The 24,475-nt window shown below is 64.0% G+C and carries 30 protein-coding genes and 2 tRNA genes; 25 read left to right on the forward strand and 7 right to left on the reverse strand.

Features of this window, described 5'->3' with window-relative positions:
- Positions 1 to 13: 13 nt before the first annotated feature.
- Entirely contained in the window at positions 14 to 871 is an 858-nt protein-coding gene (locus tag B6V76_RS16305) for a protein-disulfide reductase DsbD domain-containing protein (protein ID WP_088727933.1), read from the reverse strand.
- Positions 872 to 1,045: 174 nt separating this feature from the next.
- Between B6V76_RS16305 and B6V76_RS16310 the strand changes: the two genes are divergently transcribed.
- Positions 1,046 to 1,606, forward strand: coding sequence for a YqgE/AlgH family protein (locus B6V76_RS16310; protein WP_075776024.1), 561 nt, complete (start codon positions 1,046 to 1,048; stop codon positions 1,604 to 1,606).
- 76 nt (positions 1,607 to 1,682) lie between these two features.
- On the opposite strand, the gene B6V76_RS16315 is transcribed toward B6V76_RS16310, so the two are convergent.
- Positions 1,683 to 2,645: an L-threonylcarbamoyladenylate synthase gene (locus tag B6V76_RS16315; RefSeq protein WP_088727934.1), complete on the reverse strand. Its 963-nt coding sequence runs from the start codon at positions 2,643 to 2,645 to the stop codon at positions 1,683 to 1,685.
- A 114-nt stretch (positions 2,646 to 2,759) separates the two neighbouring features.
- On the opposite strand from B6V76_RS16315, the gene B6V76_RS16320 reads away from it, so the two are divergent.
- From B6V76_RS16320 to B6V76_RS16340, 5 genes are all read left to right on the forward strand, one after another.
- Entirely contained in the window at positions 2,760 to 4,451 is a 1,692-nt protein-coding gene (locus B6V76_RS16320; protein WP_088720329.1) for an acyl-CoA dehydrogenase, read from the forward strand.
- Positions 4,448 to 5,500: an MBL fold metallo-hydrolase gene (locus B6V76_RS16325; protein WP_088727935.1), complete on the forward strand. Its 1,053-nt coding sequence runs from the start codon at positions 4,448 to 4,450 to the stop codon at positions 5,498 to 5,500. Before B6V76_RS16320 ends, B6V76_RS16325 begins: the two co-directional genes overlap by 4 nt.
- Positions 5,497 to 5,991 carry a DUF6173 family protein gene (locus B6V76_RS16330; protein WP_075775974.1) on the forward strand — a complete coding sequence of 165 codons (495 nt, stop codon included), beginning with the start codon at positions 5,497 to 5,499 and terminating at the stop codon, positions 5,989 to 5,991. The genes B6V76_RS16325 and B6V76_RS16330 overlap by 4 nt, the downstream gene beginning before the upstream one ends.
- A gap of 62 nt (positions 5,992 to 6,053) precedes the next feature.
- Positions 6,054 to 6,188 (forward strand): aa3-type cytochrome c oxidase subunit IV, encoded by a 135-nt coding sequence (locus tag B6V76_RS16335; protein ID WP_075775975.1) that lies wholly within the window; start codon positions 6,054 to 6,056, stop codon positions 6,186 to 6,188.
- A 46-nt stretch (positions 6,189 to 6,234) separates the two neighbouring features.
- Positions 6,235 to 6,870 (forward strand): hypothetical protein, encoded by a 636-nt coding sequence (locus tag B6V76_RS16340; RefSeq protein WP_233243098.1) that lies wholly within the window; start codon positions 6,235 to 6,237, stop codon positions 6,868 to 6,870.
- A 5-nt stretch (positions 6,871 to 6,875) separates the two neighbouring features.
- Here the strand turns inward: B6V76_RS16340 and B6V76_RS16345 are convergent, their stop codons facing one another.
- Positions 6,876 to 8,024, reverse strand: a complete 1,149-nt coding sequence (locus B6V76_RS16345; protein ID WP_346426014.1) for an AbrB family transcriptional regulator — start codon at positions 8,022 to 8,024, stop codon at positions 6,876 to 6,878.
- Positions 8,025 to 8,210: 186 nt separating this feature from the next.
- Here B6V76_RS16345 and B6V76_RS16350 point away from each other — a divergent pair, with 186 nt between their 5' ends.
- From B6V76_RS16350 to B6V76_RS16365, 4 genes are all read left to right on the forward strand, one after another.
- Positions 8,211 to 9,161, forward strand: coding sequence for a TAXI family TRAP transporter solute-binding subunit (locus tag B6V76_RS16350; RefSeq protein ID WP_075775976.1), 951 nt, complete (start codon positions 8,211 to 8,213; stop codon positions 9,159 to 9,161).
- 90 nt (positions 9,162 to 9,251) lie between these two features.
- On the forward strand, positions 9,252 to 11,333 hold the full coding sequence (locus tag B6V76_RS16355; RefSeq protein WP_088727936.1) for a TRAP transporter permease: 2,082 nt from the start codon (positions 9,252 to 9,254) through the stop codon (positions 11,331 to 11,333).
- On the forward strand, positions 11,330 to 11,695 hold the full coding sequence (locus B6V76_RS16360) for a DUF1850 domain-containing protein (protein WP_088727937.1): 366 nt from the start codon (positions 11,330 to 11,332) through the stop codon (positions 11,693 to 11,695). The genes B6V76_RS16355 and B6V76_RS16360 overlap by 4 nt, the downstream gene beginning before the upstream one ends.
- A 138-nt stretch (positions 11,696 to 11,833) precedes the next feature.
- Complete coding sequence (locus B6V76_RS16365; protein WP_088727938.1) at positions 11,834 to 12,151, forward strand: hypothetical protein; 318 nt, start codon at positions 11,834 to 11,836, stop codon at positions 12,149 to 12,151.
- On the opposite strand, the gene B6V76_RS16370 is transcribed toward B6V76_RS16365, so the two are convergent.
- From B6V76_RS16370 to B6V76_RS16385, 4 genes are all read right to left on the reverse strand, one after another.
- Complete coding sequence (locus B6V76_RS16370) at positions 12,124 to 13,650, reverse strand: hypothetical protein (protein ID WP_088727939.1); 1,527 nt, start codon at positions 13,648 to 13,650, stop codon at positions 12,124 to 12,126. The genes B6V76_RS16365 and B6V76_RS16370 overlap by 28 nt on opposite strands.
- Positions 13,647 to 14,363, reverse strand: coding sequence for an FAD:protein FMN transferase (locus tag B6V76_RS16375; RefSeq protein WP_206184224.1), 717 nt, complete (start codon positions 14,361 to 14,363; stop codon positions 13,647 to 13,649). Before B6V76_RS16375 ends, B6V76_RS16370 begins: the two co-directional genes overlap by 4 nt.
- A gap of 37 nt (positions 14,364 to 14,400) precedes the next feature.
- A complete protein-coding gene (locus tag B6V76_RS16380) occupies positions 14,401 to 14,811 on the reverse strand; it encodes an FMN-binding protein (RefSeq protein WP_075775981.1) in 411 nt (136 codons plus the stop codon).
- A gap of 307 nt (positions 14,812 to 15,118) precedes the next feature.
- A tRNA-Thr gene (locus tag B6V76_RS16385) sits at positions 15,119 to 15,193 on the reverse strand.
- 166 nt (positions 15,194 to 15,359) lie between these two features.
- Between B6V76_RS16385 and B6V76_RS20275 the strand changes: the two genes are divergently transcribed.
- From B6V76_RS20275 to B6V76_RS16455, 15 genes are all read left to right on the forward strand, one after another.
- Positions 15,360 to 15,482, forward strand: a complete 123-nt coding sequence (locus B6V76_RS20275) for a hypothetical protein (RefSeq protein WP_256365689.1) — start codon at positions 15,360 to 15,362, stop codon at positions 15,480 to 15,482.
- Position 15,483: 1 nt separating this feature from the next.
- Positions 15,484 to 16,752: a UDP-N-acetylglucosamine 1-carboxyvinyltransferase gene (murA, locus tag B6V76_RS16390; RefSeq protein WP_075775987.1), complete on the forward strand. Its 1,269-nt coding sequence runs from the start codon at positions 15,484 to 15,486 to the stop codon at positions 16,750 to 16,752.
- Between the two features lie 51 nt (positions 16,753 to 16,803).
- On the forward strand, positions 16,804 to 17,283 hold the full coding sequence (locus tag B6V76_RS16395) for a DUF2948 family protein (RefSeq protein ID WP_088727941.1): 480 nt from the start codon (positions 16,804 to 16,806) through the stop codon (positions 17,281 to 17,283).
- A gap of 137 nt (positions 17,284 to 17,420) precedes the next feature.
- A complete protein-coding gene (hisD, locus tag B6V76_RS16400) occupies positions 17,421 to 18,734 on the forward strand; it encodes a histidinol dehydrogenase (RefSeq protein WP_088727942.1) in 1,314 nt (437 codons plus the stop codon).
- Positions 18,734 to 19,210 carry a UPF0262 family protein gene (locus B6V76_RS16405; RefSeq protein WP_075775990.1) on the forward strand — a complete coding sequence of 159 codons (477 nt, stop codon included), beginning with the start codon at positions 18,734 to 18,736 and terminating at the stop codon, positions 19,208 to 19,210. The genes hisD and B6V76_RS16405 overlap by 1 nt, the downstream gene beginning before the upstream one ends.
- 5 nt (positions 19,211 to 19,215) lie before the next feature.
- Positions 19,216 to 19,668 (forward strand): low molecular weight phosphatase family protein, encoded by a 453-nt coding sequence (locus B6V76_RS16410; protein WP_075775991.1) that lies wholly within the window; start codon positions 19,216 to 19,218, stop codon positions 19,666 to 19,668.
- Positions 19,669 to 19,672: 4 nt separating this feature from the next.
- Positions 19,673 to 20,080, forward strand: a complete 408-nt coding sequence (locus B6V76_RS16415; RefSeq protein ID WP_075775992.1) for a ketosteroid isomerase-related protein — start codon at positions 19,673 to 19,675, stop codon at positions 20,078 to 20,080.
- Positions 20,080 to 20,661 carry a GNAT family N-acetyltransferase gene (locus B6V76_RS16420; protein ID WP_088727943.1) on the forward strand — a complete coding sequence of 194 codons (582 nt, stop codon included), beginning with the start codon at positions 20,080 to 20,082 and terminating at the stop codon, positions 20,659 to 20,661. The genes B6V76_RS16415 and B6V76_RS16420 overlap by 1 nt, the downstream gene beginning before the upstream one ends.
- Positions 20,662 to 20,669: 8 nt before the next feature.
- The gene (locus tag B6V76_RS16425) at positions 20,670 to 21,563 is read left to right on the forward strand and encodes a carbon-nitrogen hydrolase family protein (RefSeq protein WP_088727959.1); all 894 of its coding nucleotides are present in this window, start codon (positions 20,670 to 20,672) and stop codon (positions 21,561 to 21,563) included.
- 82 nt (positions 21,564 to 21,645) lie between these two features.
- A complete protein-coding gene (gene infA / locus B6V76_RS16430; RefSeq protein ID WP_010397442.1) occupies positions 21,646 to 21,864 on the forward strand; it encodes a translation initiation factor IF-1 in 219 nt (72 codons plus the stop codon).
- Complete coding sequence (locus B6V76_RS16435) at positions 21,861 to 22,430, forward strand: Maf family protein (protein WP_075775994.1); 570 nt, start codon at positions 21,861 to 21,863, stop codon at positions 22,428 to 22,430. Before infA ends, B6V76_RS16435 begins: the two co-directional genes overlap by 4 nt.
- Positions 22,430 to 23,482 carry a ribonuclease E/G gene (locus B6V76_RS16440; RefSeq protein ID WP_088727944.1) on the forward strand — a complete coding sequence of 351 codons (1,053 nt, stop codon included), beginning with the start codon at positions 22,430 to 22,432 and terminating at the stop codon, positions 23,480 to 23,482. The genes B6V76_RS16435 and B6V76_RS16440 overlap by 1 nt, the downstream gene beginning before the upstream one ends.
- Positions 23,479 to 23,670, forward strand: coding sequence for a DNA gyrase inhibitor YacG (gene yacG, locus B6V76_RS16445; protein WP_088720315.1), 192 nt, complete (start codon positions 23,479 to 23,481; stop codon positions 23,668 to 23,670). The genes B6V76_RS16440 and yacG overlap by 4 nt, the downstream gene beginning before the upstream one ends.
- A gap of 99 nt (positions 23,671 to 23,769) precedes the next feature.
- Positions 23,770 to 23,845: transfer RNA gene (locus B6V76_RS16450), tRNA-Phe, on the forward strand.
- Positions 23,846 to 23,907: 62 nt separating this feature from the next.
- On the forward strand, positions 23,908 to 24,384 hold the full coding sequence (locus tag B6V76_RS16455; protein ID WP_088727945.1) for a DUF6538 domain-containing protein: 477 nt from the start codon (positions 23,908 to 23,910) through the stop codon (positions 24,382 to 24,384).
- The last annotated feature ends 91 nt before the right edge of the window (positions 24,385 to 24,475 follow it).

A 24,475-nucleotide genomic window follows, 5' to 3' on the forward strand; every position in this document is an offset into this window, starting at 1 on the left:
CCTGACGGGGTGATTACTCGGTGCAGCCCATGATCTCGACCGCGCCGCGATCGGAGAGCACGGTGATGCGTATATCGCTCGGATCGAGGTCGAAGGGCTTCGCGTCGGGCGGCACGAAGTCGGCGCTCGTCACGAGGGTGTCGCCCTCGCGGTGGCTGTCGGCCTCGGACACCCAGACCGGGCGCGAGGCCAGTTCCAGAAGGGTATTTTCCTTGCCGATCGCGGGCGGCAGGTCGATCCGCGCCGTGAGTCGCACCCCGTCCTTCTTCGGCTCCGTCTCGCAGCGCGTCGGCGGGTCGATCTGGCGTGGTTCGCGTGCAAGCGCCGCCTGAATCTTCGGATCGGTGATGCCGTCGGCGGTGACCTCCGTTTCCAGCTGCAGGCTGACCGGCACGCAGATATTCTCGCAGATCCCGATCATCACATCGGCTTTCAACTGCACCGGCTTGTCCGGGGCTTTCGGCGTCACCGAGATCGGCAGCACGACGCCGTCGTGATAGCCGACGGTGCGCATCCCGGAGGACACGAACACTTCCGGTGCGGGCCAGTGGACTACGGCGGAGGCGAGATTGCTCGACCCGGTGAACTGAATATGCGGCGGGATGCCTGCATCGCCCGGCGAGCGCCAATAGGTCTTCCAACCGGGAGCGAGCGCGATCTCCAGCGCCGCCATACGGGCGCCATTCGCGCCTTTTCCGCCTGCGCGCAGCTGCGCCTGTTCCAGCCCCGGGGGCGTCGGCAGTGCGGGCATTGATGCCTCCTGCGGCGCGACCTGCTCCTGCGCTGCGATCTGCGCAACAGCTTCCTGCGCCGCCACGCCAAGCGGGCAACAACCGAGCAGAATTCCCATCACTGGTAACAAACGTGTCATATCTTTTACCTAGTCGCTTCCCTGCACGTTCAGAAGTCACAAACGCGACAGAAGCGTGCAACATTTTGTCCAGGCGCGTCACAATACCAAACAATTCCTGCGTCCGGCTTGAATCGACGTCTTCCCCGCGCCACCTTGAATAGAGACCGGATGCATTTTGCGAAGGGGATCGAGATGGACCTGACAGGCAAGTTTCTGATCGCGATGCCCGGCATGGGCGATCCGCGATTCGAGCATTCGGTGATCGCCGTATGCGCCCATTCCGATGAGGGGGCGATGGGCTTGATCATCAACAAGCCCTTGCCTTCGCCGGCCTTCTCGGACCTTCTCGAAAGCCTCGATATCGACCGGCCCGGCGCGGATATCCGCCTCGATCAGCCGATCCTGTTCGGTGGCCCGGTCGAGACCGGGCGCGGCTTCGTGCTGCATTCGCCCGACTGGACGACCGGCGAGGGCCAGATGGAGGTCACCGATCGCCTGCGCATGACCGGCACGCGCGACATTCTCGAAGACATCGCGCGGGGGCGCGGCCCGAACCAGGCGCTGATGGCGCTGGGGTATGCGGGCTGGGGGCCGGGGCAGCTTGAAGAGGAAATCCTCGACAATGGCTGGCTCACCGCCGACAGCGATGCCGATCTCGCGCTCGATAGCGATCACGAGACGAAATGGGTGCGCGCGCTGGAAGGCATGGGGATCGACCCGCGGACGCTCTCGGCTGCTGCTGGTCATGCTTGAGGGCTGAACGGGGCTCCGCCCCCTCGGCGCGTCCGCGCCTCACCCCCGGGATATTTAAGCCAACACGAAGACGCGATCAGTCGCGCGGCGCCGCCGCGCGGCGCAGGCGGTCGTTGATCGCGCGACCGAGGCCGGTTTCCGGGACCGGGGCGAAGGCGAGCGTGTCGAGGCCGCGCGTCTTCGCCAGCGCATCGCCTTTGCGCAGCATAGCGAAAAGATTTGCGGCGGCTTCGGTCAGATCGCCTGAAGGCGACAGGTTCAGATCGGCGGTCGGGCAATCGCCGCCGAAGCCGATCCAGACCGCGTCGGGGCGCGGGGCGGTCACGTCCAGCAGCACGGCCGCGCCCGGCGCATAATGCGATTTGAGCTGCCCCGGTGCATTTGGTTTGGATGCGTCACCGCCGGTGGGCAGCGGCTGACCGATCAGTGCCTCGATCTCTTCGGCCGCGACCCCGCCGGGGCGAAGCAGCGCGGGCGGATCGAGTGCGAGGATGGTGGATTCCACCCCGACCACGCAGGGGCCGCCATCGATCACGGCCGCGATTTTGCCGTCCAGCCCGTCAATCACATGCTGCGCTGTGGTCGGGCTGATCTTGCCGGAGGGGTTCGCAGAGGGCGCGGCGAGCGGCCCGCCGAATTCGGTCAGCAGCGCGCGGGCGACCGGATGCGCGGGCAGGCGGATCGCGACCGTGTCATGCCCGGCGGTCACCAGATCGGAAAGCCCGGCATCGGGGCGCAGCGGCAGCACCAGCGTCAGCGGCCCCGGCCAGTAGCGTGCGGCGATCTCTCGAGCGGCGTCGGAGACCGTGGCGATCTCTTCGGCGGCCTCGATCGAAGGCAGATGGACGATCAGCGGATTGAATTTCGGACGTCCCTTCGCCGCGAAGATGGCCGCCACCGCGCGGTCGTTGCGCGCATCGCCTGCAAGCCCGTAGACCGTCTCAGTCGGCATCGCGACCAGCTCGCCCGCGCGCAGCAGAGCGGCTGCCTGCGCATAGCCGTCGGCATCGGCGGAAAGGAGTTTCGTGTCTTGGCTCATGCAGTCGTGACGCAGCGTTGGAGTTGAAGGGGGCTGCCCTTGCGGTAGGGTGATGGCAACCCGACAGGACATAGACGCGCGCGCGGCAATTGCCAAGCTGCCCGGAGGAGACCCATGACTTACCGTTCCCCCGTCACCGACATTCGTTTCATCCTCGATCACGTCGTGCCGCTTGCGCCCGTCGCCGCCACCGAGATGTTCGCCGAGGCGACCCCTGATATGGTCGAGGCGATCCTCACCGAAGGCGGCAAACTATGCGACGAGGTGATCGCGCCGACCAATCGCGACGGCGACCTGACGCCCGCGAAACTGGAGAACGGCGTCGTGCGCTCGTCGCCCGGTTTCAAGGAGGCCTTCGCAGCGCTTGCAGAAGGCGGCTGGATTGGCATCGCGGCGACCCCGGAACATGGCGGGATGGGCCTGCCGCAGGCGCTCAACGTCGGCTTCAACGACATGCTGTCGGGCGCGAACCTCGCGCTGCAGCTCAGCCCGCTGCTGACACAGGGCCAGATCGAGGCGCTGGAGCATCACGCCTCCGACGAAATCAAGGCGCTGTATCTGCCCAAGCTGATCTCGGGCGAATGGTCGGGCACGATGAACCTGACCGAGCCGGGGGCAGGCTCCGACGTGGGGGCGCTCAAGACCAAGGCGGTGCCGAATGACGACGGCACCTATGCGATCTCGGGCCAGAAGATCTACATCACTTGGGGCGACAATGATTGCGTCGAGAATACCTGCCACCTCGTGCTGGCGCGCCTGCCCGATGCGGCGCCCGGCACGAAGGGCATCAGCCTGTTCATGGTGCCGAAGCTGATCCCGGATGCCGATGGCAAGCCGGGCGTGGCGAACTCGCTGAAAGTGGTTTCGCTGGAGCACAAGCTGGGTATCCATGGCTCGCCGACCTGCGTGATGAGCTACGAGGGCGCGACCGGCTGGCTCGTCGGCGAAGAGAACAAGGGCATGGCCGCGATGTTCACGATGATGAACAACGCGCGTCTGAACGTCGGCGCGCAGGGCATCGGCGTGGCCGAAGCGGCCTATCAGCAGGCGCTGGCCTATGCGAAGGACCGGGTGCAATTCGCGCCGATCGTGGAGCATGCCGATGTGCGTCGGATGCTCTCGGGCATGAAGGCCGAGATCTTCGCGGCGCGGTCGATTGCGCTGGCCTGTGCGGTGGCGATCGACATGGGGCGTGCGACCGGCGATGCGAACTGGCAGGCCCGCGCGGCGCTGCTGACGCCGATCGCGAAGGCCTATGGCACCGATATGGGCATCCGCGTTGCCTCGACCGGGATCCAGATCCATGGCGGCATGGGCTTCATCGAGGAGACGGGCGCTGCCCAATATCTGCGCGACGTGCGGATCACCACGATTTACGAAGGCACCAACGGCATTCAGGCGATGGACCTCGTGGGCCGCAAAATGATGGACGAGGGCAAGGCCGCCTTCCGTCTGCTGCAGGAGATCGAGGACGAGGCGCAGGGCGCACGTGGCGATTTCCCGGTGCTGGCCGAAGACGTCTGGCAGGCCGCCGAGGAATTGCGCGAGCACACGGAATGGATGGTGCGCCAAGGCATGCAGGATCGTTTCGCGGGTGCCGTGCCCTATCTCGACGCCTTCGCGCGGGTGCTGGGGGGCTATTACCACCTGCGCGCCGCCATGGCCGAGGGCCGCGATTCCGCGCGCGGGCATCTGGCCGCCGTCTATATCCGCCGACTGATGCCGGCCTATGCGGCCTCGCTGGCCGAGGCGAAGGAGGGGGCCGAGGGGCTCTACGCGCTCAGCGTCGAAGATCTCGAGGCATGAGGGGCGAGGACACCCCCGCGTCGGCGAGCGGCATCCGCTATCCTTGGGCGGAGCCGCCAGATCCGGGCGGCGCGATCGAGGTCGCACCCGGCGTGATGTGGATCCGGCTGCCGCTGCCCATGGCGCTCGATCACGTCAATTGCTTTGCGTTGGACGAGGGCGATAGCTGGGCGCTGGTCGATCCGGGCATCGACACGCGCAAATGTCGCGCGGCGCTGCAGGCGGCGATGGACGGACCGCTGGGTGGCAAGCCGGTCACGAAGGTTCTGGTGACCCATTACCACCCCGATCATATCGGGCTGGCAGGCTGGCTGCAGGAGCAGGGCGCGGAGCTGATAACCACGCGGACCTCGTGGCTGTTTGCGCGGATGCTGCAACTCGATCCGCAGGATCGGCCCGTGGCCGAGACCCTGACCTATTACCGCCGCGCCGGGATGGACGCGGCGCTTCTGGACAAACGCGCCAATGAACGCCCCTTCAACTTCGCCGATTGCGTTCATGCGATGCCGCTCGGTTTCACCCGGATCGTGGAGGGCGACGAGATCACCCTCGGTGGGCGGCGTTGGGCGGTGAAGATGGGCGACGGTCACGCGCCCGAACACGCGACGCTGTGGAGTTTGGACGACGATCTGGTCCTGGGCGGCGATCAGCTGCTCCCCTCGATCTCGGCCAATCTCGGTGTTTACGCGACCGAACCCGAGGCCGATCCGCTGGCGGACTGGCTTACCTCCTGCGCGCGGTTTGCCGAGATCGCGGAGAATCGCCATCTCGTGCTGCCCGGCCACAAGCTGCCTTTCACCGGGCTGCCGCTGCGGCTGCGTCAGATGATCGAGAACCACGAGGGTGCGCTGAAACGTCTGCGCAAGCATCTCGACACCCCGCGCACCGCTTGCGATTGCTTCCCGCCGCTGTTCAAGCGCCAGATCGACGAGAGTACCCACGGGCTTGCGATGGTCGAAGCGATGGCGCATCTCAACCATCTTTGGCACAAAGGAGAGGTGAGCCGTACCTTGCGAGAGGACGGCGCCTGGCTCTGGAGCCTGAAATGACCGAAATACGCACCACCGCCGAAGCCCATGAGGAAGCTGCCCTTCCGAATGCGAAGGTGGTGCATACCTCGGAGAACGCGCCGAAGACCGCCGAGGTCAAACCGCTTCCGCCCGAACTGGCTCGGGCGCGGCCCGAGGACAAGAGCCCGGCGCAATGGGCCTATGAGCGAGTGTTGCTCTATATCCAGAACTTCGAAGAGCAGCTGCAGGAAGACGAAGAAGTCGTGCTTGGCCTCACCGGCGGCGAGGCGGGCGTCCTGCAGATCGAGGGGATCGGTTTTTTCGATCCCGACATCCTCACTTTCTATGGCACCGACGAATACGGTGCGCGCACGCAGCTCATCCAGCATGTGAACCAGCTCAACGTGATGCTGATCGCGCAACCGAAACCCGCCGAGGACGAGGCGCCGCGGCGGATCGGCTTCCGGCTCGCCCGTGCGCTGGAGGAAGAAATTGCGCCGGAGACCAAGAACCCGCAAGACGAGACGTGACAGCCTGTCGCAGCTCGGCTAGTTTTCCCTCTGGGAGATCAGCGCAATAGGGAGAACGCGCAATGGCCGAGTACAAACCGGGCAACATGGACATTCGTGACCAAGAGAGAACATTCAACGGATTTGTTCGCTTCGTCACGGTTTCGGTGATTGTGATCATCTGTTTTCTGGTGTTTCTCGCATTGGTGAATGGCTGACGCGACCGGCGCAGCTGAGAGACACTCAGAACGGGAGATCAGGTAGATGATGCGCCTGCTTCTTGTCTGCCTGATGCTGCCGCTTTTCCTGGCCGGCTGCGGTGCAGACCACATTTACGCCTCGGATGCCGAGGTCGCCAAATATCGCTATGTTTCCGACGAGCCGCCTTCGGTCACGCTCTATACCGTGATCTCGACCAATACCGGGTCGGGCGGGCATTCGGCATTGCTGATCAACGGGCGCGAGCGGATCATCTTCGATCCGGCGGGCACCTGGAACCATCCCTGGGCACCCGAGCGCAACGACGTGCATTTCGGCATCACCGAGAAGATGCGGAAATTCTACATCGACTATCATGCCCGCAAGAGCTGGTACGTGCGCGCGCAGAAAATGCCACTGACGATGGCGCAGGCCGATCAGTTGATGGCGCGGGTGGAGCGCAACGGCTCGGTCAACAAGATGATGTGTGCGGATTCGGTGTCGAGCGCGCTGCGCGATATGCCGTGGCTACATGATCAGATTCCCTTCACCTTCTCGCCGCTGAAGCTGTCGCGGGCGTTCGGGGAACTGCCGGGCGTCACCGAGAAGGATCATTACGACGACGATCCCGATGACAATTCGGGCGTGTTGATGATCCAGCAGCAGCCCTACAATCACGGTGAAACCCAGTTCAACGAGTGAACGGGTTACACATCACCTCGCCTGCGTGACAATGCGCGGGCGAGCGCGGGGCCCGCGACCAGAACCAGCAGGAAACGGGCGATCTGCATCGCCATCACGAAGGGCACATCGACCTGCGTGCCCGCCGCGATGATCGCCACCGAATCCGCCCCGCCGGGGCTGGTGGCGAGATAGGCGGTCACCGGCTCTATCCCGGCGAAATAGACGAGCCCCATGGCAAAAGCGGCGCAGAGTGCGATCAGCGCGATGATCGAGCCGAGGATGCGCGGCAGAAGCCGTGCGGCATGGCCCAGCACGGCACGGGTAAAGCGCATTCCGATGCCCCAGCCGACGACCGCGTAGCTGATCGCGAGCACGGTCTGGGGCAGGGTGATCTCCAGCAGGCCCGTGGCGCTGGCGATCAAGCCGAAGGCCATCGGCAGCAGCAGCCCGCCGCCCGGAATGCGCAGCCGCACCCCCAGAAAGCCCGCCCCGATTCCGAGCGCAAGCGACTCCGCCGCGCCGAGGAAGTCGGTCGGACCCTCCTGAGCCATTGCCGTGCCAACCTCGCCGCCCTGTGCCACGCCGAAGAGCTGCACGACGGCAGTTGCGGCGATCGCGCAGCAGGCGACGCGGGTATATTGCATGACGGCGACAAGGCGCATATCGGCGCCGTAATCGTCCGACATCAGCGTCATCGCCGTCGCGGCACCGGGGGAGGAACCCCATATCGCCGTCGTCCCCGGTAACCCGCCCGAACGCGCCATCACCCAGCCGAGCGCGCTCGCCCCCAGCACGGTCGAGAGTGTCCCGGCAAGAAAGATAGGCCAGTCGCGGGCGATCTCGGGCAGGATCGAGGCGGGAAGCTTCGAGGCGATCATCACCCCCACGACACCTTGCGCGGCAACGAAGCCCAGAGGCGGCAAACGCACGGCCCCGCCGCTCGCGGCGAGCGTGATCGCGGCCGCCATCGGACCCAGCAGAAACGCCGCAGAGAGATGCGCGAGGCTCAGCGCGAAAGCCAAAACTGCGGAGCTCGCAAGCAGCACGGCCCAACGCAATGCTGCGGGCCAGCGGGCGGGGGAGTATCGGAAGGGAGGCAAAGAGCGCATAGGGGCTTTGAAGAAGAAAATCATCTGTTTCCGAGCAGATAGGGCTCGTAGCGTCAAGCGCATAGCGAAATTCGAAACTTCCGCTCGGGAACCCTGATTGCGATCGAGCGCGCCGTCGTTCACGTCAAGCGGAGAATTTTCCGCTTTCTGGTTTCATCGACGTGAATTGAATTGATCCCCGCGCAAAACCCGTCACTTTGGGGCCGGTCCCGCTTTTCACTGCGGGCAATGACATATGGGAGGATTACGATGTTCCAACACATCAAGCTCGGCGCGCTCGTCGCCGGGGCGATTGCTTTGAGCGCACCCGTGGCCAAGGCCGAAAGCTTCATCAACATCCTGACCGGGGGCACCTCGGGCGTTTATTATCCGCTCGGTGTGGCTCTGTCCGAAGTCTATGGCGAGAACATGAAGGACGTGCGCGTTCAGGTGCAATCGACCAAGGCGTCGGTCGAGAACCTGAACCTGCTGCAACAGGGCCGGGGGGAGCTGGCCTTCGCACTGGGCGACTCGGTGAAGGATGCGTGGGAAGGCAATGCGGATGCGGGCTTCAAGGCCAAGCTCGGCAAGCTGCGCGCGATCGCCGCGATCTACCCGAACTACATCCAGCTCGCCGCGCTCAAGGATGCCGGCGCGACCACGATCACCGATCTCAAGGGCAAGAGCCTTTCGGTCGGCGCGGCGAAATCGGGCACCGAGCTGAATGCGCGCAAGATCTTCGACGCGGCGGGCATGAGCTATGACGATCTGGGCAAGGTCGAATACCTGCCGTTCTCGGAATCGGTCGAACTGATGAAGAACCGCCAGCTCGACGCGACTTTCCAGTCCTCGGGTCTGGGCAACGCGGCGCTGAAGGATCTGTCGACCACGCAGGACGTGACCTTCGTCGAGATCCCCGCCGACATCGCAGAAAAGCTCGGTGCGCCCTACAAGGCAGGCGTGATCCCGGCAGGTACCTATCCGGGGCAGGACGCGGATGTGCCGACGGTGGCGATCACCAACATCCTTGTCACCCGCGAAGGTGTTTCGGATGAAGAGGCCTACCAGATGACGAAGCAACTCTTCGAGCATCTCGACACGCTCAAGGCCGCGCATTCGGCCGCGAACGGCATCTCGCTCGAGGCGGCGGTGCAGGGTCTGCCGATCCCGCTGCATCCGGGTGCGGAGAAATACTACAAGGAGCAGGGCGTGCTGAAATAAGCCGCTAGAGCTCAGGTGAGGGGCGGCGCGCTTTTCGGGTCGCCCCTGATCGTTCGGGCCAATGCGCCCAAACCGGGGGAGGAGACAGGCATGGACAACAAAGAAGAAGCAGCGGTCGACGCGGCGGTGCACGATCCGCTGGCTGGCGGCTTTCCGCAATCGCGCGAGGGGCGGGCGCTGTTCTGGCTCGCGGTCGCTTTCTCGGTCTGGCAGATCGCCTTCGCCGCCCATGTCATCAACCCCTCGAGCCAGATTGCGCGGGCCGTCCATGTGGGCTTCCTGCTCGCGCTCGGCTTTCCGCTGCTTGCCATCGCCCGAGGCTTCGGTCCGGTCGGACGCTCCATCGCCTATATCCTGGCCGCAGCCGGAGTCGCTGTCGCCGCCTATCAATGGATCGAATACACGCCGCTTCTGCTGCGCGCGGGTGATCCGAACACGCTCGACCTCGTGGTCGGCTGCGTGCTTCTGATCACCGTCTTCGTCGCCGCCTGGATGCTGATGGGTCCGGCGCTGCCGATCATCGCGGGCACGTTCTTCCTCTATGCCATGTTCGGCCAACACCTGCCGTCACCGTTGAACCATCGCGGCTACGCCTTCGAGCAGGTGATCGAACAGATGAGTTTCGGCACCGAAGGCATCTACGGCATCCCGACCTATGTGTCGGCAACTTATATCTTCCTGTTCATCCTCTTCGGCGCCTTCCTCGAGAAAGCCGGGATGATCAAGCTGTTCACCGATGTCTCGCTCGGTATGGTCGGGCACAGGATGGGCGGGGCTGCGAAGGTCTCGGTCCTGTCTTCGGGGCTGATGGGCACGATCTCGGGCTCGGGCGTCGCCAATGTCGTGACCACCGGGCAGTTCACGATCCCTCTGATGAAGAGCTTCGGCTACCGCTCCGCCTTCGCGGGCGGCGTCGAGGCCACGTCTTCGATGGGCGGGCAGATCATGCCGCCGGTGATGGGCGCTGTGGCCTTCATCATGGCAGAGACGCTGGGCGTCGATTACGTCGAGGTCGTCAAGGCCGCGCTGATCCCGGCGATCCTCTATTTCGCGGGGGCGTTCTGGATGGTCCATCTGGAGGCCGGAAAGCGCGATCTGCGGGGCCTTGCGAAATGCGAACTGCCGAGCCCGCGCAAGGCGCTGAAAGAGGGGTGGTATCTGCTGCTGCCTCTGGCCGTGCTCGTCTACCTGCTGTTCACCGGCTACACGCCGCTTTTCGCGGGTACCGTGGGCCTGTCGCTCACGGGCCTCCTGATTCTCGGCGGGTCGGTCGCGCTCGGCCTGCCCAATCAGGTGCTGCGTGTGATCTTCTGGGTCGTGCTGGCGCTGGTCGCGGCGGCTTTCTTCGAATTCGGCATCTGGGCGGTGCTGCTGGCCATCGCGGTGCTGATCGCGATCAACGTCTTCTCGAAGGGCGGGCGCGAAACCTTGGCGCTCTGTCGCGACAGCCTCGCTGATGGCGCGCGGACCGCGCTTCCCGTCGGCATTGCCTGCGCGCTCGTCGGCGTGATCATCGGCGTGATGACCCTGACGGGGGCCGCGACCACTTTCGGGCAGTTCATCGTCGGCGTCGGCAAATCGAGCCTGTTCCTGTCGCTGATCCTGACCATGATCACCTGCATCGTGCTGGGCATGGGGATTCCCACGATCCCGAATTACATCATCACCTCCTCGATCGCGGGCCCGGCGCTTCTGGACCTCGGCGTGCCGCTGATCGTCAGCCACATGTTCGTCTTCTATTTCGGGATTCTCGCGGACCTGACGCCCCCCGTGGCGCTCGCCTGTTTCGCGGCGGCCCCCATTGCGAAGGAGAGCGGTCTGAAGATCAGCTTCGAAGCGATCAAGGTCGCCGCCGCAGGTTTCGTCGTGCCCTTCATGGCGGTCTACACGCCCGCGCTGATGCTGCAGGATGGTGGGCCACTCGCCGCCTCGATCGGCTATTGGCCAGCGGTCGCCTACATCGTGATCAAGGCGCTGCTGGCGCTGTCGCTCTGGGGTGTTGCGGTGATCGGCTGGCTGGGCCGCCCGCTGGCGATCTGGGAGCGCGCGCTGGCTATGGTCGCGGGCTTCACCCTGATCGCGGCGTTGCCGCTGACCGACGAGATCGGCTTCGCGCTCGTCGCCGCGTTCGGCGCGGCGCTCTGGCTGGGCCGCAAGCGGGCGATGGCATGAGCGCCTCCTGCCTGATGGTCGGCGCCGCGATGGTGGCGCTGGCGAGCGATGGTCAGTTCTCGCTCCAATGGATGCATTCGGTCGAGCATGAGGGCTGGCGCGAACATTGGCAGGTGACCGACCATGACACGCTGCGCCTCGTCGGCGCGGCGGTGAAAGGCTCGGGTGCCGGGATGGAGCCGGGTCCGGGTGGTCATTTCGAGGATGGCTGGTGGGTCTGGACGACCGATGGTCCGGATGTGCCCGCGCTGACCCTCGCGGCTTCCGGCGCCACGATCTCGGGCTGGACGCTCTGCTCGAAGAAATGCGAAACCATAGGTGCCGATCGCGAGGCCCCGATCCACATCGCCCCCTGCGACTGACCGGAGTTCCGAGTAGCGACTGGTCGGCCTCGACCGCGCCGTTTTTTTCGTGAGTTGTCGTGAATCGTACTGTGAACGGCGTCAGAAATCGGATACGAATGATTCATATATAGATGATTGTATTCATTCAGAGATTTCATGACCTATCCGTTTCAAAACGGCGCAGGGGTTAGCCAGTGCGCTGCGCTGGAGGCCGCCTGCGATATTTTTTCATCCGGGATAGTCGCCGGGCCGAATGCGCCGATGCAAACCTTCCTCAAACGAGACCTCGGCATCACCGCGCGCGAACCTCTGAGCCTGTCGATGGTCCCGGGCGGACGCCTCTTGCGCGCGCCGGTCCTCTCGGCCACCGCCCGTTGGGCGGCGCAAGCCACCGTGCTCCGGCCTCGCGTCAAGCGCCTGCCGAACCTGAGGCAACTCCCCAGAGATCAAAGCCCGGAAAAGGCATCCGTGTGAATCCGCCTGCGACGGACGCCGCAATTTCGAAGTGTCTTTCGGAAGCCGGCGACCATCGCGCTCGCTCCGGACACGTAGACACGCCGTTCGTCCAGATCGGGAACGCATTCGCGTAGTTTCGTCTCGTCCATTCGGCCCTCGACCACCGTGCCGGGGAGGGTCGAGGCGTCGCCGGGCGCTCCGGAAACCGCGTAGACAACTTTCATTCCGAGTTCGCTTCGCGCGCGCGTCAGCAGCTCTCGATATGCGACCTCGTCAGCCGACCTGTTCGCGTAGACCAGAACGATATCGCGTTTCTCGCCGCGTTCGAGGAGATCGGCGATCATGCTCCGGAACGGGGTGATTCCGATCCCTCCCGCGATGAAGAGGAGCTTCTTCTCACGTTGTCGGGGCAGGACGAAGGTGCCGGCGATCTGGGAGCCATAGATCGGGTCGCCTTCCTGCATCTCCAGGAGCCCACGCTTGAACTCGCTGCCGTCGGGGGTGAACCTGACGCCGACACGCACCGAAGACGCCCCGGGGGCGGAGGCGATGGTGAAGGTTCTGCGATTGCCGCGCGTGTCGGATTTCGGCAGTCCCAGCGTCCAGTCGAGATACTGTCCCGCGCGGAATTTCAGGGCGCGGTCCGACTGAAAAACGAACTCGTAGCAGTTCGCTGCGATCTCCTCGACACCGATCAGCTTCATCTTGAAGCGTCCCTTCGGACTCGCGGCCCAGGCGTAGATATTGGCCACGAGGAAGGCCATTTCAGGAGAGAAATATAGCGTCCCGATATGGATGTTCGAGCAGGACAACACACCGACGATGGCTGCATAGACATGCCGCGACCAACGGCCATGGGCGGCTGTCAGGGGCTCGGTGAGCATCGCGAAGCCGGCGAAGAACAGCGGCGAGTAGAGGAGCGTTTGTTGCAGCGCCATGCCCATCATGCCCGGGGGCGTCGTCGCGATGACCGCCGCGAGGTTCGACAGGATGTAGACCGCGATCATGCCGAGGCGCTCTATCTTGTAGCCGACGAGCAGCCCGCCGAGGATCACCAAAGGCAACAGTTGCGGCGTGCCGCCGACCCACCACAAGGCCGGGGTGTTGAGCCCGATCCCCGCGACGACGGCACCGAGCGCCACCGGGTTGAAGATGTGTTTGTGCCCGATCGTCAGGATGAATTTCGAGGCGATGGCTGCGACCGACGCGAGCACGATCGCGGCGAGCGTCGTCGGGTCGGCAATATCCGCTGGCGGCATGATGAGCGCGAGGATCAGGGCCGTAATATGCACGGATTCCGAATTCGTCGGCAGCTTGAGCACAATGCTGAAAAGCCGGTTCGTGACCCATGCGCTCGCGACCGCAAGCACGAGCGACAAAAGCAGACCGGCAGGGTCGAGGAATGTCGCTCCAGTCATCCCCGCGGCAAGTCCGCCGACGAACAGGAGCCCGAGATAATAGACCATCAACCGATACATGGTGACGCCATTCAACGCACGTCTGATCAGCCTCATCATGAGAAGACAAACTCCTTGAAACCGGTCGTTTGCACGGCCGTGCCATCGCGGTGGATCTGGTAGGCTTCGACGCCCTCGAGGTCTTCGATGTAGTAAATGCCCGCGTCACCCATCGCGAAGGCCGCCGTGGCATGCAGGTCCGCGACGAGGACGTCACTTCCGATTACGGTAATGCTGACGGGGCCTTCGATGCGGCGGGCGCGATCATGCGGGTCATAGATGTGATCGCCACGGATGTAGTTTCCCGAGGTCGCAACGCCTTGTCCCCTCGGCTTGACGGCTTTGACGATCTCCTGCGGCGCGAAAGGATTGCGGATACCGATCGACCATTCCTGTCGCGACGCATCGCGTCCGCCGACTTGTATATCGCCACCGGCGTCGATGCAGAAATCCGCGAACCCCTCTCGCTCGATCAATTGGGCCGCGCCGAGGATCGCCCATCCCTTCACGACACCCGAGGGATCGATGGTCCCGTCGTTGCGCCTTATGTCGAAATACCCGTCCGTGAACTTTCGCATGCGATGCGCGATTTCCAGCACGTCGCGCATCTGGGAACTGAGTGCGGAATTCCCGACCTCGCCCGCATTGAAGCGCGACACTTCGCTGTCCGGCCGGAACGGACTGAAGCGTATATCGACGTCGGTGAAGAAACCGAACACGCGCTCGTGAATGCCTGTGTGCTCTGAATTCGGGATGTCGAGCGTGATCGGCATTCCCATGATGAGCCGCGTCTCGACTGTCATGGCCGGGCTATTTCAGGGATTTCCGCAGCGCATCATGGACCGAGTTCAGAAAAGCTTGGCTCGTGAGTGTCGCGCCGGAGATGTAGGAGACGTTGGTATTCTGCGCCATGACGATCTCGCGTTCGAGCATCGGCAGGGCCTTGCTGTTGATATATCGGCTGGTCCTGCGATCCGTCGGTGCCCTCAGGATGTCGATGGAGGAAATTTTTCCGTTTTTCACATGGGCTTGGGCCTGCACATAGCCATAGTATTGACGGACGGGCGAACCAGTCCATGTGCCATCCTGATACTGCGCTCCGTCAGGCAGCGCCTGAGGCTGCGAGAAGCTCGAGAAAAAACCTGCCGATGCCGCGGTCGAACTTAGCAGCACCGCGAGAATACTGGCTGAAAGAGCATTTGGTAACTTCCAACGCGTCATTTTGGACCTCCTGACGTACCTTTCGTTTCCGGCCCGGTGAATTCGATCTGACGGTCGCTCAAGTGACCCGTGGCCTGTAGTAAAGATACGTCCTCGACCCCGATATTGAAGTCGCGCCCGTTCCCCTTTGCGTGAGGCGAACGTGCGTGAAAATGTGATGTGACATACCGACGGGCGCTGAGACGCGGCGCCTTCGATCAGGTGGTGGAAGACAAGAGGACCCTCTCGAAAACCCTCGCCCTAATGTGGGTCAGGATCGCGATGTAGCGCTCGGAACGCTAACGGAATTCGATTTTCGAAGGGGAAGTGGTGCTGCTGGAGAGACTTGAACTCTCGACCTCTCCCTTACCAAGGGAGTGCTCTACCGCTGAGCTACAGCAGCGCCGGTTTCGGTCCGTCGCTTCGACCGTGGCGGGGATTTAGACGCAATCGCGCGGGGGTGCAAGGGCAAATCTTGCTCTCTCTCGACAGGATTTCGCAGGCGGGTTAAACGGGGCGCCATGACAGGCGGTAAGAAAGACGGATCGGGCACGTCCCGCGAGGCGGGGTTGAGCCGCGAAGAGCGTCGGGCGCAGGCGCTCCGGGCGAATCTGCAGCGGCGCAAGGCGCAGGCGCGCGCGCGCAAATCCGAATCCAAGCCGCCGAATAACAACGAATCCGAGGGCAGTTGAAATGGACAGCATCGTCGTACGCGGCAACGGGCCTCTTTCCGGCCAAATCCCGATCGCGGGGGCGAAGAACGCCTGTCTCGCGCTGATGCCGGCCACGCTTCTGAGCGATGAGCCGCTGACCCTGACCAATGCGCCGCGCCTGTCGGACATCCGCACGATGACCGAATTGCTGGCCTCACTCGGCGCGGAAGTGACCGCGCTGCAGGAGGGAAAGGTGCTCGCAACCTCGTGCCATGGCGAGATCAACCCGGTCGCGGATTATGAAATCGTGCGCAAGATGCGCGCGTCGAATTTGGTGCTGGGGCCGCTGCTGGCACGTCTGGGCCATGCGGTCGTCTCGCTGCCTGGCGGTTGCGCGATTGGCGCGCGTCCGATGGATATCCATGTCGATGCGCTCGCGGCGCTCGGCGCGGAGATCGAGCTGAAGGACGGCTATCTGCATGCCGAAGCGAAGGGTGGACTGAAAGGCGCGACGCATGAGATGCGCTTCGCCTCGGTCGGCGCTACCGAGAACTTCCTGATGGCGGCCTCGCTCGCCAAGGGCACATCGGTGCTGAAGAACGCCGCGCGCGAGCCGGAGATCGTCGATCTCGCGAAATGCCTGCGGGCAATGGGGGCGCAGATCGAGGGTGACGGTACCTCGGAGATCGTGATCGAGGGCGTGGATCGGCTGCACGGCGCCACGCACCCGGTGGTCGCCGACCGGATCGAACTGGGCACCTACATGCTCGCGCCCGCGATCTGCGGCGGCGAGGTGGAATGTCTGGGGGGGCGAATCGATCTGCTGGAGAGCTTCTGCGAGAAGCTCGATGCGGCGGGTATCTCGGTCGAGCAGACCCATACCGGCCTCAAGGTCGCGCGCAAGAACGGCCGCATTCGTGCCGTCGACGTGACTACCGAGCCTTTCCCCGGCTTCCCGACGGATCTTCAGGCGCAGATGATGGCGCTTCTTTGCACCGCCGAGGGCACCAGCGTTCTGGAAGAGAAGATTTTCGAGAATCGCTTCATGCACGCGCCCGAGCTTATGCGGATGGGCGCGAATATAGAGGTCCATGGCGGCCATGCGACGGTCCATGGTGTCGACAAGCTCAAGGGCGCGCCGGTGATGGCAACCGATCTGCGGGCCTCCGTGTCGCTGATCCTCGCGGGGCTGGCCGCCGAGGGCGAGACCGTCGTCAGTCGTGTCTATCACCTCGATCGCGGCTATGAGCGCGTCGAGGAGAAGCTGGCGGGCGTCGGCGCCCATATCGAGCGCGTGAAAGCGAATTGATCGGCTGGCAATCCCCGCCATCTCCCCCATATCGAATGCAGAGGTGACCGAATGACCCGTGACGCGAAATTCGAAGAGGGTGGCGAAGGCGCGATCGCGCTGCGCGCCGAGACCAAGGACGACCTGCCCGTGATTGCGGCGCTGGTGCAGGACGCCGTGCTGCCGATCACCGAGATCGCGTGGGAGGCGAAATCCCGTCGTCTCGCGCTGCTGATCAATCGCTTCCGCTGGGAAGACAAGGAGCAGGCCGAGGCCGAGAAGCGGCCCTACGAGCGCGTGCGCTCTCTGCTGGTGATCTCGGACGTCACCCATGTCGCGAGCATGGGCATCGATCGGTCGGATCGCGACGTGGTGCTCTCGATCCTCGACGTCACCTTCGAGGAGGCGGAAGACGGGGCGGGGCGTGTGACCCTGACGCTGGCGGGCGATGGTGCGCTGGCGGCGGATGTCGAATGTCTCGATGTCGATCTGCGTGATGTGGAGCGGCCTTATCGCGCCCCCTCCGGCAAGGTGCCGCATCATCCCGAGTGAGCCGAGTTTTGCCGCCGGGGTTGCCTCCGGCGGAGATATTTTCGCCAAGTCGAATTGGAATTGCCTTTGCGGGCAGCGTCGTGCTTGCGGGGCAGGGCGGGAGTCTCTAATCCGAAAAGCGGAAAAGGAGACTGTCGATGCCGCATTTTCTGGACACGCGCGAAGATGGGTTTGAAGCCCGGTTTGTCGAACTTCTGGGGATGAAGCGCGAGGACAGTCCCGATGTGGATGCTGTCGTGGCCGAGATCATCGCAGATATCCGCAAGCGGGGCGATGCGGCGCTGATCGAGCTGACCGCGAAATTCGACCGGCTAGAGCTGGCGCCCGAGACGCTGGCTTTCTCTCCCGACGAAATCGAGGCCGAGGTCGCGAAAGTGCCTGCCGAGGAGCGCGCGGCGCTGGAACTGGCGGCCGAGCGCATCCGCGCCTATCACGAGCGTCAGATGCCGCATGACGCGCGCTGGATCGATGCGAGCGGGGCGGAGCTTGGCTGGCGCTGGGGACCGGTTTCGGCGGCGGGGCTCTATGTACCCGGCGGATTGGCGAGCTATCCCTCTTCGGTGCTGATGAACGCAATCCCGGCGAAGGTCGCGGGCGTAGAGCGGCTTGTGGTCGCCTGCCCGACGCCGGGCGGGGCGGTGAACCCGTTGGTGCTGCTGGCGGCGCAACTCGCGGGAGTCGATACGGTTTACCGGATGGGCGGCGCGCAGGCGATTGCAGCGCTGGCCTACGGGACCGAAACGGTCACGGCCGTCGACAAGATCACCGGGCCGGGCAACGCTTTCGTCGCGGCGGCAAAGCGCCGCGTGTTCGGGCGCGTGGGCATCGACATGATCGCGGGGCCGTCCGAAATCCTCGTGATCGCGGACGGCACGGGCGATCCGGACTGGATCGCGCTCGACCTGATGAGCCAGGCCGAGCATGACGAGAGCGCGCAGGCGATCCTGATCACCACCGACGAGGCCTTCGGCGAGGCGGTTGTGGCGGCGGTCGAAAAACGGCTCGAGACGCTGGAGCGCCGCGCCATCGCGGGCGCCAGCTGGCGCGATTTCGGGGCGGTGATCGTCGCGCGGGATCTGATGGAGGCAGCCGAGCTGTCGAACCGGGTAGCCCCCGAGCATCTGGAACTTTGCGTCGCCGATCCCGATTGGCTGGCGGAAGCGATCACACACGCGGGTGCCATTTTCCTTGGTGCCTACACGCCCGAAGCGATCGGCGACTATATTGGCGGGCCGAACCACGTTCTGCCCACGGCGCGCTCGGCGCGGTTTTCCTCAGGCCTCTCGGTGATGGATTTCATCAAGCGCACGACCATGGCGAAGATGACGCCCGGCGCGCTCAAAGCGATCGGCCCTTCGGCGGAGATTCTGGCGAAATCGGAAAGCCTCGAGGCGCATGGGCTGTCGGTGCGTGCGCGGCTCGATGCGCTCAATGACGAAGGGGAGGGGTGATGGCCCGGATTTCGCATATCCAGCTGGATACGAGCGGCCTTCCCGCGCCCTCGCCCGAGATCGAGCAGGAGCGCAAGGTCGCGATCTACGACCTGCTCGAGGATAACAGCTTCGACATCCCGGGTCGTGACGGCCAACCCGCGCCGGAAGGGCCGTTCACGTTGACGCTGGCAGTGCGCGACCGGCGGCTGGTCTTCGACACCGAAACCGAGAGCGGCGCGAAAGTGGCGGAGTTCCATCTGTCCTTCGGCCCGTTCCGGCAGGCGGTGAAGGACTATTTCCAGATCTGCGAGAGCTATTTCGAGGCGGTCAAGAAACTGCCGCCCAGCCAGATCGAAGCGATCGACATGGCGCGGCGCGGCATACACAACGAAGGCGCGCGCATCCTGCAGGAACGCCTTGAAGGCAAGGCCGAGATCGACATCGACACGGCGCGGCGCCTCTTCACCCTCGTTGCCGTTCTCGCCCCGAGGTAATCGGAATGGGCGAGATCCCCAACTCCGTTCTTTTTGCGTGCGATCATAACTCCACGCGCTCCCCGATGGCCGAGGGGATGATGAAGAAATTTTACGGCACCGAATGTTACGTGCAGTCAGTGGGCGTGAAGGCCGATCTGGAGATCGACGGGTTCACCATCGCGGTGATGGCGGAGATCGGCGTCAATCTGGAGCGACACCGCGCGCGCTCTTTCACCGAGTTGCAGGAATGGGGCGACGATCTGTCGGCCTTCGATCTGGTGATCGCACTTTCGCCCGCCTCGCAGCGTCAGGCGTTGGAACTGACGCGGTTTTTCCATCTCGACGTGGAATATTGGCCGATTCTCGACCCGACCGGGATTGGTGAGACGCGCGAGGCCAAACTCGCCGCCTATCGCGATACCCGCGACCAGATCCGTCGTCATCTCATCGACCGTTTCGGCCCCCCTCAGGAGTAAGACCATGCCTCGCGCCCGCGCTCTCGACACGATCACGCGTTACTACGATGCCTTCAACGAAGGCGATACAAAGGCGATGGAGCGGCTGCTGGGCGAGCCCTTTGCGCATCATGTGAACGAGGGGAAAATCCGCCACGGGATCGAGGCGTTCCGCGAATTCAACGCGCATATGAGCCGCTGCTATCGCGAGCAACTGACCGACATGGTGATCATGGCGAACGATGCCGGCACCCGCGGTGCGGCAGAGTTCATCGTGAACGGCGTCTATCTGGAGACCGATGACGGGCTGCCCGAGGCGCATGGGCAAAGCTATGTCCTGCCGGCGGGGGCGTTCTTCACGCTCGACGAGGGCAAGATCACGCGCGTGGTCACCTATTACAACCTCGCCGACTGGATCGCGCAGGTCTCGTGATGGAGGTGCGGCGGTTGACCGGAGAGGCGCTGGATGCGGCGCTTGACGACGTGGCGCGGCTGCGGATCGCGGTCTTCCGGGACTGGCCCTACATCTATGACGGCTCGCTGGAGTATGAGCGGCGTTATATCCAGAGCTACCGCGAGAGCGATGCGGCGGTGGTCGTCGGCGCGTTCGACGGGACGACATTGGTTGGAGCGGCCACGGGCACGCCGCTGGAAGATCACGCCGGTGATTTCGCGGCGCCTTTCGCGGGCACCGGGCTGAAGCTGGAAGACGTGTTCTACTGCGCTGAATCCGTGTTGCTGTCCGACTATCGCGGGCAGGGGCTGGGTCACGCCTTCTTCGATCACCGCGAGGCCCATGCGCGCGAGCTGGGGCGCGGTCATTCGGTCTTCTGCTCGGTGATCCGGCCCGACGATCATCCCTTGAAGCCCGCCGATTACCGCCCGCTCGACGGGTTTTGGCGCAAGCGGGGCTATGCGCCGATGGAGGGCGTAATCGCGCGGTTCAAATGGACCGATTTGAGTGAGGATCAGCAGACCGAGAAGGCGCTGCAATTCTGGGGACGCCCGCTGTGAGCCGCGATGTGACGATAGCCGCGGCGGCCTATCCGCTCGACTGGTTCGACGATTGGGCGGGCTACGCGGCGAAGGTTACGACTTGGGTGACCGAGGCCGCGGGGCAGGGCGCGCTGCTTCTGGTTTTTCCCGAATACGGCGCGATGGAGTTGGCCAGCCTCGGCGGTGCAGAGGTTGCGGCTGACCTGGAAGCCGCGCTGGCGCATGTCGCCGGATTACGCGCGGATATGGAGACGCTGTTCGCAAATCTCGCGGTAAAACATGGCGTGCATATCCTCGCCCCCTCCGGCACCGTCATCGAAGGGCCTAAGCGCGTGAACCGGGCGAGCCTGTTCGGTCCCGGCGGGCTGATCGGGCATCAGGATAAGGCGATCATGACGCGGTTCGAGCGCGAGATCTGGCATGTCGATGCGGGCGAGGGGCTGGTGCTTTTCGACACCGCGCTCGGCAAGATCGGGGTCACCATCTGCTACGACAGCGAATTCCCCCTGCTGGCGCGCGCGCTGGCCGAGGCGGGGGCAGAGATCATCCTCGTGCCCTCCTGCACCGACACCGTCGCGGGCTATAACCGGGTACGGATCGGCGCGATGGCGCGCGCGCTGGAAAACCAATGCGTGACCGTTCAGGCGCCGACCGTGGGCGATGCGCTTTGGTGCCCGGCGGTGGACGAGAACCGCGGCACGGCTGCGATCTTCGCACCGCCTGATGGGCTTTGGCCCGAAAGCGGGGTCGTGGCCGAAGGGGCCCCCGACTCACCCGGCTGGACCTTCGCGACGGTGGACTTGGATCGCGTCGCGCAAAGCCGGACTGCAGGAGCTGTTTTGCCCTACAAACATTGGTCCGAGCAGTCTGATGCGACCCAAATAATCCGGATCGCCTCGGAAAACCCCGCTCAGCCTTGACATTCCCCTTGAATTTCGCGGCTTACGGGCGCATTTAAACGCTCGCCCGCAGATGGCGCGGGTAACCATTTACGGAGTGACCATGGCCAAGGAAGAAATGCTCGAATTTCCCGGTGTCGTGAAGGAACTCCTGCCTAACGCGACGTTTCGGGTCGAGCTGGAAAACGGCCATGAGATCATCGCGCATATGGCAGGCAAGATGCGTAAGAACCGCATCCGCGTTCTGGCAGGCGACAAGGTTCAGGTGGAAATGAACACCTACGACCTCACGAAGGGTCGTATCAACTACCGCTTCAAGTGAAGCTGATCCTCGGCTCGGCGAGCCCGCGGCGGCGAGAGCTTCTGGCCCAGCTCGGGCTGGAGCCTTTTGACGTGCGCCCCGCCGATATCGACGAAACGCCGTTCAAAGGCGAGGCCGCGCGCGACTATGTCGCTCGCATGGCCCGCGAGAAAGCGATGGCGCTTGATGTGGCCGACGACGAGGTGCTGTTGAGCGCCGATACCACGGTGACCTGCGGGCGCCGCATCTTGGGCAAACCCGAAGACGAGAAGGAGGCGGCGGAGTTCCTCTGGCTGCTCTCCGGGCGTCGGCACCATGTGTTTACCGCCGTGGCGATCCGCACGGCGCAGGGCCTGCGCGAGCGGCTCGTCGATACGGTGGTGAAGTTCAAACCGCTTAGCGACGAGGACGTGAACGGCTATCTCGCCTCGGGCGAATGGCACGGCAAGGCGGGTGGCTACGCCATCCAGGGGCGCGGCGGCGCGTTCGTGCCGTGGATCCAGGGCTCGTTCACCGCGGTCGTGGGGTTGCCGCTCGCAGAAACCGCAACGCTGCTCGCAAGCGCGGGCATTCGAGGGGAAGTGTAATGCAGGGGCGTGTGGTTCTGCTGGACGAAATCGCCGGTCGCGAAGCGGCGGCGCTGATGGTCGACGGGCAACTCGAAGACCTGATCATCGACACTTCCGACGAGATCAGCTTTGCCCCCGGCGCGATTCTGCGCGGCACGATCGGTCGCCAGATGAAAGGGCAGGGCGGCGTCTTCGTCGATCTGCCCGAAGGCGCGCGCGGCTTTCTGAAAGAGGTGAAGGGGCTCGCCCCCGGCCAGACCGTGATCTGCATGGTCTCCGGCGGCACCGAGCCCGGCAAGGCGCTGCCTGTGACGCTGCGGGTGCTGTTCAAGTCGCGCTACGCCATCGTCACCCCCGGCGCGCCCGGCATCAACGTCTCCCGGCGGATCCATGAAGAGAATCTGCGCGCCGACCTGCAGGCAGCAGCCGAGGCGGTGATGGAAGGCTCGGATATGGGCGTGATCCTGCGCTCTGCCGCGGCCCATGTGTCGCTCGAAGAGGTGGCAGAAGATGTCGCCGCGATGCGCGAGCTGGCCGAGGCCGTGACTAACGATACTGAAGGCGGGCCGGAGTTGCTCGTCGACGCGCCCGATCCGCATGAAGAAGCCTGGCGCGACTGGGCCGAACCCCTGCCCGACGAGGTGATCGAAGGCGGGTTCGACGATCACGGCGTCACCGACGCGATCGAAGCGCTTCTGCACCCGCGGGTCGACCTGCCGGGCGGGGCGCATCTGATGATCGAGCCGACCCGTGCCTTGATCGCGGTCGACGTCAATACCGGCAACGACACGACGCCCGCCGCGGCGCTGAAGGCGAATATCGCCGCGGCCCGAGAGTTGCCGCGTCAACTGCGCTTGCGTGGCCTTGGGGGGCAGGTCGTGATCGACTTCGCCCCGATGCCCAAGCGCGACCGTCAGGCGCTGGAGCAGCAGCTGCGCCGCGCCGTAAAAGGCGAGCCAGAGACCTCGCTCGCAGGCTGGACGCCGCTGGGCAATTTCGAGATGCAACGCAAGCGCGACCGCGTGCCGCTCGCACGTCTCTTGCGGGGCCAGACGACGGAGGCGATATGAGCTGCCCAATCTGCGGCAAGGAGGCCGACCCGAAATACCGCCCCTTCTGTTCAAAGCGCTGTGCCGACGTCGATCTGGCGCGCTGGCTGAACGGCTCCTACGTCATTCCCGGCGATATCGCCGAGGAAGAAGAGCGCGCGCCGACCGGCCTCGCGGGCGATGATTTGCCCCCCGGCAAGCCGCACTGAAAACCTTTCGCAAGATCGCGGAAATTTCTGCGAAATCCCTCTGGACACCCCCCGCGCCCTCGTCTAGTAACCGCTCCACCAAGACCGAAAGGTCGAAGTGCCCGGATAGCTCAGTTGGTAGAGCAGCGGATTGAAAATCCGCGTGTCGGTGGTTCGAATCCGCCTCCGGGCACCATCCCTCATCGCCAACCCATTGATATGCCTCTGTTTTCTTAGGAATCCAGATGGGCGTAGGACATGGCGTATGACAATTCGGTCCCCTTTTCGTTCAGCAAGAGCGGCATCTACTACTTTGAACGTAGGATCCCCAAAGATCTTCAGAGGCATTACTCGACAGCAAAGATCGCTTTTTCGTTGAGGACACGGTCTGCCTCGGTGGCCGCCTCACGCGCGATGAGGGCTGCACAGCAGCTTGACGAGTACTGGTATCACCTACGAATCAAGGATGGCGATCTGCCTGGAAAGCATCTTCTCAGGATCCGGAAAGCCTCTCCGAATATCCCCGGTCCTTTGTTGCAGTCCACGGTAAATGACAGTGCATCTGTTCGCCTTTCTGAGGCAGTGGCAATCTATCTCAAGCTCAAAGGGCAGAGCCGACCGGTGACCTTTCACCGTGCGGCTGAAAGAGCTTGTGGGTATGTCATCGACGTTTGTGGCGATAAGGACTTGCTGGCCAATGACCTGCCACGGGATTTTTCCGCCACCATCGATTAGAGTCCGACCCAACTTGATCTGATCCCCGGAAACTGGACCGTTTGAAGCTGGAGTTTTCCGCTACGCTTCCTTGGCTGGAAGAGGAGTGGAA

This window comes from Thioclava sp. IC9 (genome assembly GCF_002213225.1).
Lineage (GTDB): Bacteria > Pseudomonadota > Alphaproteobacteria > Rhodobacterales > Rhodobacteraceae > Thioclava > Thioclava nitratireducens.